Below are 13,271 nucleotides of genomic sequence, written 5' to 3'. Positions count from 1 at the left end.
AGTCAGCGGGGGCAAACGCGCCCAAAAATGGCAGATCGCCGAAAAAGGCCGCAATTATACACAAAATCCTTAGCGTTGTCGGGACTATTGCCGCTTTTATAAAAGGGACTGCGCCACGCCAGTCAGCAATGGTTTACACTCAAATAACCGCTTTTTTACTGTCACCACAGCGCATTAGGGCGTCCTTATTTACACCTTTTGACCGAATTGACATATATGTGTGAAGTTGATCACATATTTAAACCCTGTTAGGGTAAAAAGGTCATTAACTGCCCATTCAGGCGTCAACAGGTTCGGTTGTACAGTCCGTAACCGGACAGTGTAAGTAAACCTGCTACGCTTGTATGAGGGAGAGCGTTCGCGCCCCTCCCTCCGCTCGACGGCGACGCTGGCGCGGTATGCCAGTGCCCGCCGTATATAGCGCTACAGGGCTTAGCCTATGAGGACAGCTATGCTGAAAAGGAAAAAAATAAAACCGATTACACTGGGCGATGTGACCATCATTGATGATGGTAAACTTCGCAAAGCGATTACCGCCGCCTCGCTGGGCAACGCGATGGAGTGGTTTGATTTTGGTGTTTATGGATTTGTTGCCTACGCGTTGGGTAAAGTCTTTTTCCCCGGTGCCGATCCCAGCGTCCAGATGATTGCCGCGCTGGCCACGTTTTCCGTTCCCTTCCTGATTCGTCCGCTCGGCGGGTTATTCTTTGGTATGCTCGGCGATAAATACGGGCGCCAGAAGATCCTGGCGATCACGATTGTGATTATGTCGATCAGTACCTTCTGTATCGGGTTAATCCCCTCTTACGCGACGATCGGTATCTGGGCGCCAATACTGTTGTTGCTGTGTAAAATGGCGCAGGGCTTCTCGGTTGGCGGGGAATATACCGGCGCGTCGATCTTTGTCGCGGAATATTCGCCGGATCGTAAACGCGGATTTATGGGAAGCTGGCTGGATTTTGGTTCCATCGCCGGGTTCGTGCTGGGCGCGGGCGTGGTGGTCTTAATCTCAACGATTGTCGGCGAGGAGAATTTCCTGGAGTGGGGCTGGCGTATTCCGTTCTTTATCGCTCTGCCATTGGGAATTATTGGTCTCTACTTACGCCATGCGCTGGAGGAGACGCCAGCGTTTCAGCAGCACGTGGATAAACTGGAGCAGGGCGACCGCGAAGGGTTGCAGGATGGGCCGAAAGTCTCCTTTAAAGAGATTGCCACCAAACACTGGCGGAGCCTGTTGTCATGTATCGGTCTGGTGATTGCCACCAACGTGACCTACTACATGCTGCTCACCTACATGCCGAGCTACCTGTCGCATAACCTGCACTATTCTGAAGATCACGGCGTGTTGATTATCATCGCCATTATGATCGGGATGCTGTTTGTGCAGCCGGTGATGGGGCTGCTGAGCGACCGTTTCGGTCGACGTCCATTTGTGATTATGGGCAGCATTGCGCTGTTCGCGCTGGCGATCCCGGCCTTCATCCTGATTAACAGTAACGTTATTGGCCTGATTTTTGCCGGTTTGTTGATGCTGGCGGTGATTCTGAACTGCTTTACCGGGGTGATGGCCTCGACATTGCCGGCGATGTTTCCGACGCATATTCGTTACAGCGCGCTGGCGGCGGCTTTTAATATCTCTGTATTGATTGCCGGTTTGACGCCAACGCTGGCGGCCTGGCTGGTGGAAAGCTCGCAGGATCTGATGATGCCGGCGTATTATTTGATGGTCATCGCGGTGATAGGCTTGATTACCGGTATTTCCATGAAAGAGACGGCCAATCGTCCGTTAAAAGGCGCAACGCCAGCGGCGTCGGACATCCAGGAAGCGAAGGAAATTCTGGGCGAGCATTACGATAATATTGAGCAGAAAATCGACGACATCGATCAGGAAATCGCGGAGCTGCAGGTCAAACGTTCGCGTCTGGTACAGCAACATCCGCGCATCGATGAATAAATTTCGCGCTTAAGGTTCGCTTAATCTCTCGTGGGCATACTCTCCTCCATACCTTTGGAGGAGAGCGTCATGAAAAGCTATATTTATAAAAGTTTGACGACCCTGTGTAGTGTGCTGATTGTCAGCAGTTTTATCTATGTGTGGGTCACGACGTATTAAACGCCTGTTATGCCTTTTTCAACAGCACCCAGGCACGGGTGCCTGTTCTTTCTGTACGGTTTTGCAGGAAAAACTGTCCCTGATGTAGCTGGGTGATGCGGCTGACGATACTCAGCCCCAGGCCAATTCCGCCATAACGGCTGTCCATCCGCACGAACGCTTCGCTTAGCTTCCCGCATTTGCTTTCATCAATACCCGGCCCCTCGTCTTCGACCGCCATAATAGCGTCGGGGTCGGCGCTAATGTGGATAGTGATATGGGTTCCTTCAGGGCTATAGCGATGCGCGTTTTCCACCAGATTTCGCAGCAGCATACGCAGTAACGTCGCGTCACCGCGCACCACCACGTCCGCCGCGCTTTCCGGCAGCAACAGAGTTTGCTGACGCGTTTCCAGCATGGTGTTCAGCTCATCGTAGGAGGGGAGGATCACATCTTCCAGCAGTTTTACTTCCTGATAATTCCCGGAAGAGAATGACTGGCCCACGCGCGCCAGTTGCAGAAGCTGGGAGACGCTATCCATCATCTGGTCAAGACGGGCGATAAGCGGCGCGACATCAACATTGTGGGTTTTTGACAATAATTCCAGATGCAAACGCACCCCCGACAGCGGCGTGCGTAGCTCATGCGCCACATCGGCGGTAAAAAGGCGTTCATTGTCGAGCGTGGTGGTCAAACGCGTAACCAGTTGATTGATCGCCGAGACGACGGACTCAATCTCAAGCGTGGAGCTGTGAATGGCGATCGGCGCCAGATTATCCGCCGTCCGTGCTTCCAGCTCTTTTTGCAGTTCGGCGAGCGGACGGGTAATACGCCGTACCGCCTGGTAACAAATTAGCAGAGTCAGGCTAACCATAAATACGCCGGGGACGATCAGGCTGGCGACCGCCTCGCGAATTTCGTGCATGATATGGCGATCGTTGTTGCGATTATCCCGCAGCGCCTGCTCGAACAATTGAATTTGCTCAGTGCTTTCATGCCATAACCAGAAGGTACTGATTAACTGGAACACCAGCAGAATAAGACCAATTGTCAGCATTAAACGCTGGCGAAGGGTCATCGCTCTTCGCTGAAAACGCATCAGGCTCACTTAGCTTTCCTCAGTGGCAACCAGCATGTAGCCAAACCCGCGAACCGTGCGAATGCGCGACTTGCCGACTTTGTCGCGCAAATTATGTATATGCACTTCCAGAGTGTTGGTCGAGGGTTCGTTATCCCAGTTGTAGATATCGTTATAAAGAATTTCCCGGTGCACCGGACTGCCTGCCTTGAGCATCAACCGTGAGAGCAGCGCGTACTCCTTAGGCGTCAGGGTCAGTTCCTGTCCATCCCTCCATGCCTGATGGCGACCTATATTGAGCGTCAGATTGCCAACCGTCAGTTCACTTTCACCCTGATTATTATGGCGGCGCAGCAGCGCGCGGATGCGGGCGTGCAATTCCTCCAGGGCGAAGGGTTTTACCAGATAATCATCTGCGCCGACATCCAGCCCGGTAATGCGGTCATTGAGCGTATCGCGGGCGGTCAGAATGAGTACCGGGAGGGTATATTTTTTCTGTCGGATTCGCGTCAGGAAATGCAGGCCATCCTCATCGGGAAGCCCTAAATCCAGCACCATCAGACTGTAATGACCAGACTCCAGACTATGCTCGGCGGCACGCGCTGTCGAAACGCCATCACACGCATAGCCTTCGGTTTGCGCGGCGAGTATTAACCCCTGTAATAATAGCGTGTCGTCTTCAACAATCAGTATCTTCATTCGCTTAGTCTCCTGCACGGTTGCAGAATATCATCTGCGGCCTGGTAATACGTCGTTTGTACGCCGGTTAATCCCAGCATGGTTGAGAAAAGATTGTCCTGTGAATAATCCAGCGTGCTCGCCCGTTTTTGCAGGCAGGCCTGATCCACCTGATAACGCTGTTGATAATCTTTAGAAAGCCAAATGAGCATCGGGACATGTTTTTGCGTATCCGGCGCAATAGAATACGGCAGACCGTGTAAATAAACGCCATTTTCACCCAATGATTCGCCGTGATCGGAAAGATAGACCAGGCTGGTTGTGAATTTATCCTGATGAGATTTCAGCAGATTAATGGCTTTATCTACAATATAGTCCACGTACAGCACGGTATTATCATAGGTGTTGATCAACTGCTGTTGGGAACAGTTCTGAATTTCGTTAGTGTCACAGGTTGGGGTAAATTTTTTAAACTGCGGTGGATAACGGTTGTAATAGGTTGGGCCGTGGCTGCCGATGGTATGCAGTACAATAACGCCATCGCCTTTCAAATGGTCGATATAGTCTTCCAGACCGTGAAATAACACCTCATCGTAGCACTCGCCGTCGATACATTGTCCGGGCAGGTTTAGCTCGGTGACATTTTGATGCGGAACGCGATCGCATGCGCCTTTACAGCCGCCGTCATTATCATTCCACAGTACGTTAATCCCCGCGCGCTGGATAATATCCAGCAGCCCTTCCTGGTGATGCGCCAGCTCTTCGTCATAATGTTTGCGCGGCATATCAGAAAACATGCAGGGAACGGAGATCGCGGTCGCCGTACCGCAAGAGGTGGTATGCGGGAAATAGATCACATCGTCTTTCGCCAGCCGCGGATTGGTGTCGCGCGGATAGCCGCCAAGAGAGAAATCATCGCCGCGCGAGGTTTCGCCAACGATAAGAATCGTCAGGTTTTTGCGATCGCCTTTCAGCATTAATGGATTGCGATGGGCATCCTCGCCAATGCGTACCAGCGGCAAATTCGCCAGCCGTTGATGCGAATACCATGACCAACTGGCGACAATACTGTTCGATGGGCTTAACGCTTTGATCAACTGTTTATTATTTCGAAATAGCGAGGCGTAATCTTTGTAGAAAAAGGCGGCGACCAGAATAACTAATAAAATAGAGATCAGGACGCTGGCCAGGCGGTAAAGCCCGCTACGTAAGCGCGGCGTCGCCGGGCGGATTTTGACCCAGAAGGCAATCACGACGGCCAGAACGCCGCTTAATCCCAGCGTCAGCACCATTTGCGGCGTCATCAGCGCAAAGGTTTCCGCAGGCGTGGTATCCATCATATTGGCGATCATGGAACGATCGATGATGATGCCGTAAGTCAAAATAAAATACTGCGCGGCAGCGCCGACCAGAATAAAAACGCAGGCCAGCAGTCGGTTTAGCCAAATAAATGAGGCCAGCGTCAGCACACTATTGACCACGCTAAACGCGACGACCGGCATGGAAATAAACACCAGCACATTGCGTAGCGAGTTTAACGGTAGGTCTTGTAGTACCTGCTTGTAGAACGCAATGTTCAGGCAGACGGCAATATAAAAGGAAAAAAGCAGAAGCCAGGCGATTTGCCCAAGAACAGGTCTTTTAAGAAAGCGCTTTAACATGTTGATGCGTCCATCGATTCGGTGACGCTAATCGTGACAAAGAAAAATTAAGTGAACCTTAAGAACTTAATGTTGGTGGCGGCCGGATAACCTGCGCTATCCGGCCTGTTGCGATAACATTAACTACACGTGGTCAATCCTGTTTAACCGGCGCATCCAGCGGATACGGGTTTTTGTGAATGCGGTTGTAATTCAACGCATACAGCGCGGTGATCACCATCAACGTGACGAACGACCACATCACTTCTTTGGCGCCGGAACCGATGACCGCCCAGATGCAATACACAAACGCGACGAAGGTAATCAGCAGATACAGCGGGCGCGCTTTACCAAAGTGACCGTGGCCCAATAGCAACAGCGCGGCACAGGTGTAAAGATAAGGCACCAGGGTGAAGATAACCGACACGGAGGAGACCAGACCAAACTCTTTCGCGGCGTTCGGCGACATACTGCTGAACTGGAAGATAGTCATCAGCACGCCGACGATAAGCAACCCAGCCACTGGCGTACCGGCTTTATTAACCCGTGCGAAGATTGGCGGGAAGAGACCATCGTCCGCCGCCGCTTTTGCGGTTTGACCGGCAAGCAGCGTCCAGCCGCCGAGAGAGCCCAGGCAACCCGCTGCCGCACAGAAGGAAACAATAGCCCCTGCGGTATCGCCCAGCGCCATACGCGCCGCGTCACCGAAAGGCGATGCCGACACACGCAGCGCTGCGTTGGGGATCATCCCCATAATCGCCGTTGTGGAGAGTACATAGCAGACGGCGGCGATCAGTACCCCGCCGATGGTGGCGATAGGCACGTTGCGTTTCGGGTTTTTGACCACACCGGCCGCAACGGAGGCGCTTTCTACCCCGATGAATGACCACAGCGTAACGTTCAACGTGCTTTGAATCGCGCCGAAGGTATTCATGCCGCTCACGTTCCAGGCCGCCATATAGGTTTCGCCTTTAAACCAGAACCAGCCGAAGACCGCAATCCCTACGATAGGCACCAGCGCCAGTACGGTGGCGACGGCCTGTACGCGGGTAATCATTTTCGGCCCGACGATGTTCAGCAGAACAAAAATCCACAGCACCGCGACGCAGGTAAGCGTTAATACCAGCGGATCTTTCAGAATCGGGAAGAAATAGCTCAGATAGCCGACGCCGATAACGACCATCGCGATATTACCGATCCAGCATGCCAGCCAGTACAGCACGTTCGTTTGATAGCCCAAAAACGGCCCGAAGCAGCGACGTGCGTAGGCATAGGAACCGCCGGGACTGGGATCTAAGGACGACATTTTGGCATAAACCATCGACAGCGCCAGGGCGCCGATGATAGTGACCAGCCATCCGTAGATTGCAATCCCGCCAGTGGCCGCCAGGTTGGCAGGGAGTAAGAATACCCCTGAACCCATAATATTCCCCGATACCATTAAGGTGACGGGGATTAGGCCCACTTTGTGAGCATCAGCATCCGAAGACATAATTTGGACTCCTGAAAAGGTGACTTCGTTACGATAAATTACGTCGTATCATACCCCCTCAGAATGCCGCTGAATTATGTCGGAGACGGGTTATCGCCAATGCTGTTATTATCGTGTCTTATCGTTGAGTGTAGAAAAATTAGGCAGCCGATCGTTCCCGATGTTGGCTAACATAATGCAGGGGGGTCATACCATAAAACTCTTTAAACACGGAAATAAAGTACGATGTGCTGTTATACCCACACAGCTGTGAGACTTGAGAGATATTCTTTCCGTCCATTAATAATTGGTTTACGGCATAACGCATTCGGCAGGTCGTGATTATTTGGCTATAACTGGTATTCTCGTTTTTGAGCTTTTTCTTTAACAAGCTTGGACTCAGGCACAGGCAGCTGGCAACGGCGCTCAGATTCCAGTCTTTATGAATATCGCTCTGAATGATGTGGTAAACGCTGTCACTGATGCGGCTGCGCAGCATGTGCATTAACAAAGAAATAAATTTTTTGTGGTCAAGAAAGCGGGATAAAACGGTGAAAAGGAGCGCACGGGTACGTTCACTAACAATTTCATCCGGTGCTTCCATCGCGCTGTAGCGGGCGGCGACCCTGAAGATATCCGGCGTCAGACAGTTGGCGGTCAATAAGGGATCGGCGTTGCGTTGCCAGACGGGAAGGTGTGAGAGATCTTTATTCAGGAATTGTAAATAGTCTTTAATATTATTGCGACTCACTTGTATTACTAGCACGCTATTTAATGATGAAATGTCAATAACGTTATTTTCACAAGCCAGAATGGCCATATGATTCGCTTTTAAACTGATTGGCTCCTTACCATTTACTCGTAACCATGTATCTTTTTCGGTTAATAACACTATGCAAGGTTCGTTGCTGCAAATCCTCATACCCGAACTCCTGGAATATGAACATAAAATACCGGATCTCGCCAAACGGGAGAGATAACGGGGACTGAGTCAATTGTGTGATGAATTGAAACTGCACTAAAATAACTTTCCTGAATAATATTACAATATTTGTACGATGAATTAGGGTGTACAAAAAGTTGTACGCGAGTGGCAACTTGTCATTTTTGTATAAAAAAAGCGCGGGATGGGGCCCGCGCAAAAAGGTATGACAGTATTATTGTTTTGCAGCAATACTCAGGGAATACATGCCATCCTCAAAAAAAAGACTCTTTGTGATTAGGCTTTCACGCACATAACGTGATATACGCCATCAATAATTTCCGTGCCTTCGGTTTCATGCTCAAAGCCAGGGAAGTGATGATCCCAGGATTGCAGTGAGCGTAAGTAACCCACCTGCGGACTGTTTTCATCGCCAAAGTTTTCGCCGGAGAGCAGCATCGGGATGCCTGGCGGGTAAGGAATAACGGAGTTCGCCGCGATGCGACCCGGTAGATTTTCAATCGCCACCATTTCAATATTGTTGTTCACAATCGCGTTGTAGGCGTCGCGCGGGGTAATCTCCGCAACCGGCAGGGTGGAATAGGCGGCGTTGAGACGGGCGCCCGGGTTATTTTCACGTAGCCAGGCAAACATTTTATCGCCCAGGTCATGAATACCCATGTTCGCGTAAGTGTCAGGATAATCCTGCACCAGTTCCGGCATCACCTGCGCCAGCGGCGTATTCGCGTCGTAATGATGTTTGAAGGAGCACAGCGTGTTGATCAGCGTTCCCCATTTCCCGCGAGTTACCCCCATGGAGAACAGGAACATAATCTGAAAGTCGGTGGTGCGGGTCGGCACGATACCGTGGCGGCCAAGCCATGCTGTGACCAGCGCAGCAGGTACGCCGGATGCTTCCAGTTCGCCATCGTCGCCCATACCCGGCGCCAGAATACTGACTTTAATCGGGTCCAGCATACTCCAGTTATCCGGCAGGTCTTTAAAGCCGTGCCAGGTTTCTCCGGGGCGCATGACCCAGCAGTTCTGGTCGGTGGCCAGCAGTTTTGCCGGCGCGTCGGCGAAGTCATACGTTTTACCGGTTTGTGGATCGGTGACGACGTCTTTATTCCACGGTTTAAAGAACCAGTCGCCTTCATCGGTAAACTCTTTATAAAGACGCGCCATCGCCTGACGGAAATCAACCGCTTCGTCAATCACCTCTTGAGTCAGGGACAGGCCGCTGTTACCGTCCATCATCGATACCGCCACATCGTTGGATGCGCAGATGGCATATAACGGAGAGGTGGTGGCATGCATCATATATGCTTGGTTGAAGCGGGAGAAATTCACCGCGCCACGGCCTTCACGGACATGAATGTAGGAAGCTTGTGAAAGCGCATTCAATAATTTGTGCGTGGAGTGGGTGGCAAACACGGTCGGACCGTTATGGTCGCCTGGCTCGCCGCGCATCGCGTAGTGATCGCAATAAATCGGGTTGAAGCGCGCATAGCCGTACCATGCTTCGTCGAAGTGAATGCGATCGCTGGTTTTTGCCAGCAGATCCTGCGCCTCTTTGGCGTTATAGCATACGCCGTCATAGGTACAGTTGGTCACCACGCTGTAAGACGGTTTCTGTCCGGCTTTGGTTTTGGTCAGCGGGCTGGCGCTGATTTTTTTCTGCAAGGTTTCAGGCTGCATTTCCTGCGGGTAGATTGGCCCGATAATGCCGTAACGGTTACGGCTTGGCACCATATATACCGGTTTGGCCCCAGTGAGGATCAGCCCCTGCTCGATGGATTTATGGCAGTTACGATCCAGTACAACGACATCATTATCCGTCATACAGGCCTGCATAATAGTACGGTTAGAACCGGAGGTCCCGACAACCACGGACCAGGAGCGGTCAGCACCGAATACGCGGGCGGCGTTTTTCTCGCTTTCGCCAAACGCGCCGGTATGGTCGAGGAGTGAACCGAGCGTGGTACGCTCAATCCCCATATCGCTGCGGAACAGGTTTTCGCCATAATAATCGTGATAAAAGCGACCGGCAGGCGTTTTAGTGAAACCGACGCCGCCCTGGTGTCCCGGCGCCGCCCATGAATATTCATGAATGTCGCTGTATTTCATCAACGCGTTAAACAGCGGCGGTAACAGTTGCTGGCGATACCGGGTCATGGCGGCAACAGCGCGTCCGGCGATAAAGTCAGCGGTGTCTTCCAGAATCCAGGCGAATTCATCGACAAGCTCCAGCAGGTCGCGGTCCAGCGATGCCGTCGCTTTTTCCCTGTCGCCTAACAGGAAAACGGGCACGTTTTGCTGACGCTCGTGAAGCTTACCGATCAATTGCCTGACGCTCAGGTGCTCATCCGGTTGTTCCATTTGGTAGCTAAACATCAGACAGTCAATGGCTTCGTTCGCGGACAAGATGGCATAGCCGTCATCGAAGGATGTCGATTTAATGACGGTAACATTTTGTTGGCTCAAGGCATCCGCCAGACGCTCAACCGCGTTGCCAACCCAGGTGTCCTGATGCAGAAACTCACTTTCAACAATTAATACTTTCATCATCTTTTACCCGGTTGTGGAGGCCGTGCAATTTACGCCTTGCCGACCCGCCGTATGAATGTGACGTGGGCAAGTATTACCCCGTCAAATAGGGGGTGTAAAGTGATGGAATAATGGTCAGTTATTGATATTATTGTTTAATAAACAATGGGTTAATTATTGATATCGAGCGATTTCACCTGCCGTTTATCGACAGGTGAATTATTTTTTTGGCTGATAGTGGTATCCGGCTTTAGCCGGGCATCGTCTGGCGTCGTTGCTGGCTTAGCTTGCGGTATTGTTGCGGAGACATGCCGACAAATTTGCTAAAAGTACTGTAAAAACGGCTGCTGGATCGGAACCCGGCAGTCAGAGCGACATCGAGGATCGTTTTGTCAGTATCGCTCAATAAGGCACGTACGTGATTGATGCGCATCGCCGTGATGTACTGCTTCATCGTCAATTGCATAACCCGCTGGAATATTCCCATCGCGTAATTAGCATTGAGTTTGACATGCTCCGCGACGTCGTTAATGGTGAGCGCCTGATCGTAGTTATCGGCAATAAATCCCAGCATCTGGCTTACGTAAAACTGCGCATGGCGTGAGACGCTATTCTTGTGGGTGCGTGATGTTTTATTGAGCAAAATAGGCTGCCAGCCGGAAAGGCTAAAGCGTTTAAGCATCAGGCCGATTTCATCGATCGCCAACTGGCGAATTTGCTCATTCGGGCTGCTTGTTTCCTGCTGCCAGCGCAACACTTCAAAGGTGCTAAGCTGCTGGGTCGCCAGTGATTTAACCACCATCCCGTGCGTGACGTGGTTGATAAGATCGCGATCCAGCGGCCAGGAGAGAAACAGGTGCATCGGCAAACTGAAAATCGCCATCTGGCGGCAGTTGCCGGGGCGGGTAAGCTGGTGTGGCGTACAGGCCCAAAACAGGGTGATATGTCCCTGCTTTATCTGCACGACTTCATTGTTGATTAAATACTCCACATCGCCGTCAAACGGAACATTCACTTCTACTTGCCCATGCCAGTGACTGCTGGCCATTCTGTGCGGTGGCCTCAGCTCAACGTCCAGTCGTTGATATTCGGAATAGAGCGACAGCGGGCTACGGGTTTGCTTTTCATCGCCGTTGCACATGTGCGGGTCGGGCGGGAGGAGGGATATTGCTTGCGTACTCATCGTCACTCCATTTCCTGAATTATCAGAATTATGCCCCTTTAGCCGGGAGGAAACCGGGAATCCGGACACAGAATCCGTCGATATTGTAGAGCGTAGCCTGACTTTCAGGCCGAATACTCTGCTTTTTACGCCATTTTGTCCCAAAAACTCAGATCTCCCGCGCGTCAGCATACGATCTGAGTTTTCGGGAATGCTCATCGGGGAAGACGGAGGTTTTCACCGGGAACGCGTGCCACCATGAAGGTGTTCACTACTGTTCTGGAGAGTCATGATGACGGCACCCAAAATTACCTTTATCGGCGCAGGTTCTACGATTTTCGTCAAAAATATCCTCGGCGATGTGTTTCACCGCGAGGCGCTAAAATCAGCGCATGTCGCCCTGATGGATATTGACGAAACCCGGCTGGAAGAGTCGCACATTGTGGTACGGAAACTGATGGACTCAGCGGGCGCTTCTGGCCGGATTACCTGCCATACCCACCAGAAAGCGGCGCTACAGGATGCGGATTTTGTGGTGGTCGCCTTTCAGATTGGCGGCTATGAACCCTGCACCGTGACCGATTTTGAAGTTTGTAAGCGTCATGGCCTGGAACAGACGATCGCCGATACGCTGGGGCCGGGCGGCATTATGCGCGCGCTGCGGACCATCCCGCATCTGTGGCGGATTTGCGAAGACATGACGGAAGTCTGTCCGAAAGCCACCATGCTCAATTACGTCAACCCGATGGCGATGAATACCTGGGCGATGTATGCCCGCTATCCGCATATCAAACAGGTCGGCCTGTGCCATTCGGTACAGGGAACGGCGGAAGAACTGGCGCGCGACCTGAATATCGATCCCGCCTCGCTGCGCTATCGCTGCGCCGGCATTAACCACATGGCGTTTTACCTCGAACTGGAGCGCAAAACGGCTGACGGGACTTATGTCGATCTCTATCCTGAATTGCTGGCAGCCTATGACGCCGGACAGGCGCCGAAGCCCAATATTCACGGCAATGAACGCTGCCAGAACATTGTGCGCTATGAGATGTTCAAAAAGTTGGGCTACTTCGTCACCGAATCATCAGAGCATTTTGCCGAGTACACGCCGTGGTTTATTAAACCGGGACGCGAGGATCTGATTGCGCGCTACAAGGTGCCACTGGATGAATATCCGAAACGCTGCGTAGAACAACTGGCGAACTGGCATAAAGAGCTGGAGGAGTATAAAACCGCCGAGCGTATCGACATCAAACCGTCCCGCGAGTACGCCAGCACCATTATGAACGCTCTGTGGACCGGCGAGCCGAGCGTGATTTACGGCAATGTGCGTAATGAGGGGCTGATTGATAACCTGCCGCAGGGAAGCTGCGTGGAAGTGGCTTGTCTGGTGGATGCCAACGGCATTCAACCGACGAAGGTGGGGACGATCCCTTCTCATCTGGCGGCGATGATGCAGACCAACATCAACGTGCAAACGCTGTTGACCGAAGCCATCCTCACGGAAAACAGCGATCGCGTGTATCACGCGGCGATGATGGACCCTCATACCGCGGCGGTGCTGGGTATCGAAGAGATCTATGCGTTGGTTGACGATCTGATCGCCGCGCATGGCGACTGGCTTCCGGCCTGGTTACGCCGTTAATCTCCAGCCGCGCTGGACGGCAGATCCGGCGTTTAA

The 13,271-nt window shown here is 52.0% G+C and carries 10 protein-coding genes; 3 read left to right on the top strand and 7 right to left on the bottom strand.

The genetic code is table 11. From position 1 onward, the window contains the following. Window positions 1-451 precede the first annotated feature (451 nt). Together proP and pmrR are read left to right on the top strand one after the other, a co-directional pair. Window positions 452-1,954 carry a glycine betaine/L-proline transporter ProP gene (gene proP, locus LCS67_RS20515; RefSeq protein WP_000919710.1) on the top strand — a complete coding sequence of 501 codons (1,503 nt, stop codon included), beginning with the start codon at window positions 452-454 and terminating at the stop codon, window positions 1,952-1,954. A gap of 69 nt (window positions 1,955-2,023) precedes the next feature. Next, window positions 2,024-2,113, top strand: coding sequence for an LpxT activity modulator PmrR (gene pmrR / locus LCS67_RS20510; RefSeq protein WP_000844399.1), 90 nt, complete (start codon window positions 2,024-2,026; stop codon window positions 2,111-2,113). A gap of 7 nt (window positions 2,114-2,120) precedes the next feature. Here pmrR and pmrB read toward each other — a convergent pair whose 3' ends face one another. The 7 genes from pmrB to melR form a co-directional block, all read right to left on the bottom strand. Continuing rightward, on the bottom strand, window positions 2,121-3,191 hold the full coding sequence (gene pmrB / locus LCS67_RS20505; RefSeq protein ID WP_001212189.1) for a two-component system sensor histidine kinase PmrB: 1,071 nt from the start codon (window positions 3,189-3,191) through the stop codon (window positions 2,121-2,123). A gap of 9 nt (window positions 3,192-3,200) precedes the next feature. Then, on the bottom strand, window positions 3,201-3,869 hold the full coding sequence (gene pmrA, locus LCS67_RS20500) for a two-component system response regulator PmrA (protein WP_000697899.1): 669 nt from the start codon (window positions 3,867-3,869) through the stop codon (window positions 3,201-3,203). Further along, the gene (eptA, locus tag LCS67_RS20495) at window positions 3,866-5,509 is read right to left on the bottom strand and encodes a phosphoethanolamine transferase EptA (RefSeq protein WP_000919296.1); all 1,644 of its coding nucleotides are present in this window, start codon (window positions 5,507-5,509) and stop codon (window positions 3,866-3,868) included. The genes pmrA and eptA overlap by 4 nt, the downstream gene beginning before the upstream one ends. 133 nt (window positions 5,510-5,642) lie before the next feature. Beyond that, window positions 5,643-6,980: an arginine/agmatine antiporter gene (gene adiC, locus LCS67_RS20490; protein WP_000093130.1), complete on the bottom strand. Its 1,338-nt coding sequence runs from the start codon at window positions 6,978-6,980 to the stop codon at window positions 5,643-5,645. Between the two features lie 139 nt (window positions 6,981-7,119). After that, the gene (locus LCS67_RS20485) at window positions 7,120-7,881 is read right to left on the bottom strand and encodes an AraC family transcriptional regulator (RefSeq protein ID WP_001217074.1); all 762 of its coding nucleotides are present in this window, start codon (window positions 7,879-7,881) and stop codon (window positions 7,120-7,122) included. 297 nt (window positions 7,882-8,178) lie between these two features. Further along, window positions 8,179-10,446, bottom strand: coding sequence for an arginine decarboxylase (gene adiA / locus LCS67_RS20480; protein WP_001542850.1), 2,268 nt, complete (start codon window positions 10,444-10,446; stop codon window positions 8,179-8,181). A gap of 232 nt (window positions 10,447-10,678) precedes the next feature. Continuing rightward, entirely contained in the window at window positions 10,679-11,611 is a 933-nt protein-coding gene (gene melR, locus LCS67_RS20475) for a transcriptional regulator MelR (protein ID WP_000106992.1), read from the bottom strand. Between the two features lie 268 nt (window positions 11,612-11,879). On the opposite strand from melR, the gene melA reads away from it, so the two are divergent. Then, window positions 11,880-13,235 (top strand): alpha-galactosidase, encoded by a 1,356-nt coding sequence (gene melA, locus LCS67_RS20470; RefSeq protein ID WP_001615029.1) that lies wholly within the window; start codon window positions 11,880-11,882, stop codon window positions 13,233-13,235. Window positions 13,236-13,271: the final 36 nt, after the last annotated feature.

The sequence above is a fragment of the Salmonella sp. A7 genome, from assembly GCF_020181675.1.
Lineage (GTDB): Bacteria > Pseudomonadota > Gammaproteobacteria > Enterobacterales > Enterobacteriaceae > Salmonella > Salmonella enterica.
This window is presented reverse-complemented; position numbering and strand designations above follow the sequence as displayed.

Excerpts from the sequence above, each read along its gene's own strand:
- melA (WP_001615029.1), top strand. The coding sequence starts at position 11,880 with ATGATGACGGCACCCAAAATTACCTTTATCGGCGCAGGTTCTACGATT.
- adiC (WP_000093130.1), bottom strand. The coding sequence starts at position 6,980 with ATGTCTTCGGATGCTGATGCTCACAAAGTGGGCCTAATCCCCGTCACC.
- pmrB (WP_001212189.1), bottom strand. The coding sequence starts at position 3,191 with ATGCGTTTTCAGCGAAGAGCGATGACCCTTCGCCAGCGTTTAATGCTG.
- eptA (WP_000919296.1), bottom strand. The coding sequence starts at position 5,509 with ATGTTAAAGCGCTTTCTTAAAAGACCTGTTCTTGGGCAAATCGCCTGG.
- pmrA (WP_000697899.1), bottom strand. The coding sequence starts at position 3,869 with ATGAAGATACTGATTGTTGAAGACGACACGCTATTATTACAGGGGTTA.
- LCS67_RS20485 (WP_001217074.1), bottom strand. The coding sequence starts at position 7,881 with ATGAGGATTTGCAGCAACGAACCTTGCATAGTGTTATTAACCGAAAAA.
- pmrR (WP_000844399.1), top strand. The coding sequence starts at position 2,024 with ATGAAAAGCTATATTTATAAAAGTTTGACGACCCTGTGTAGTGTGCTG.
- proP (WP_000919710.1), top strand. The coding sequence starts at position 452 with ATGCTGAAAAGGAAAAAAATAAAACCGATTACACTGGGCGATGTGACC.
- melR (WP_000106992.1), bottom strand. The coding sequence starts at position 11,611 with ATGAGTACGCAAGCAATATCCCTCCTCCCGCCCGACCCGCACATGTGC.
- adiA (WP_001542850.1), bottom strand. The coding sequence starts at position 10,446 with ATGAAAGTATTAATTGTTGAAAGTGAGTTTCTGCATCAGGACACCTGG.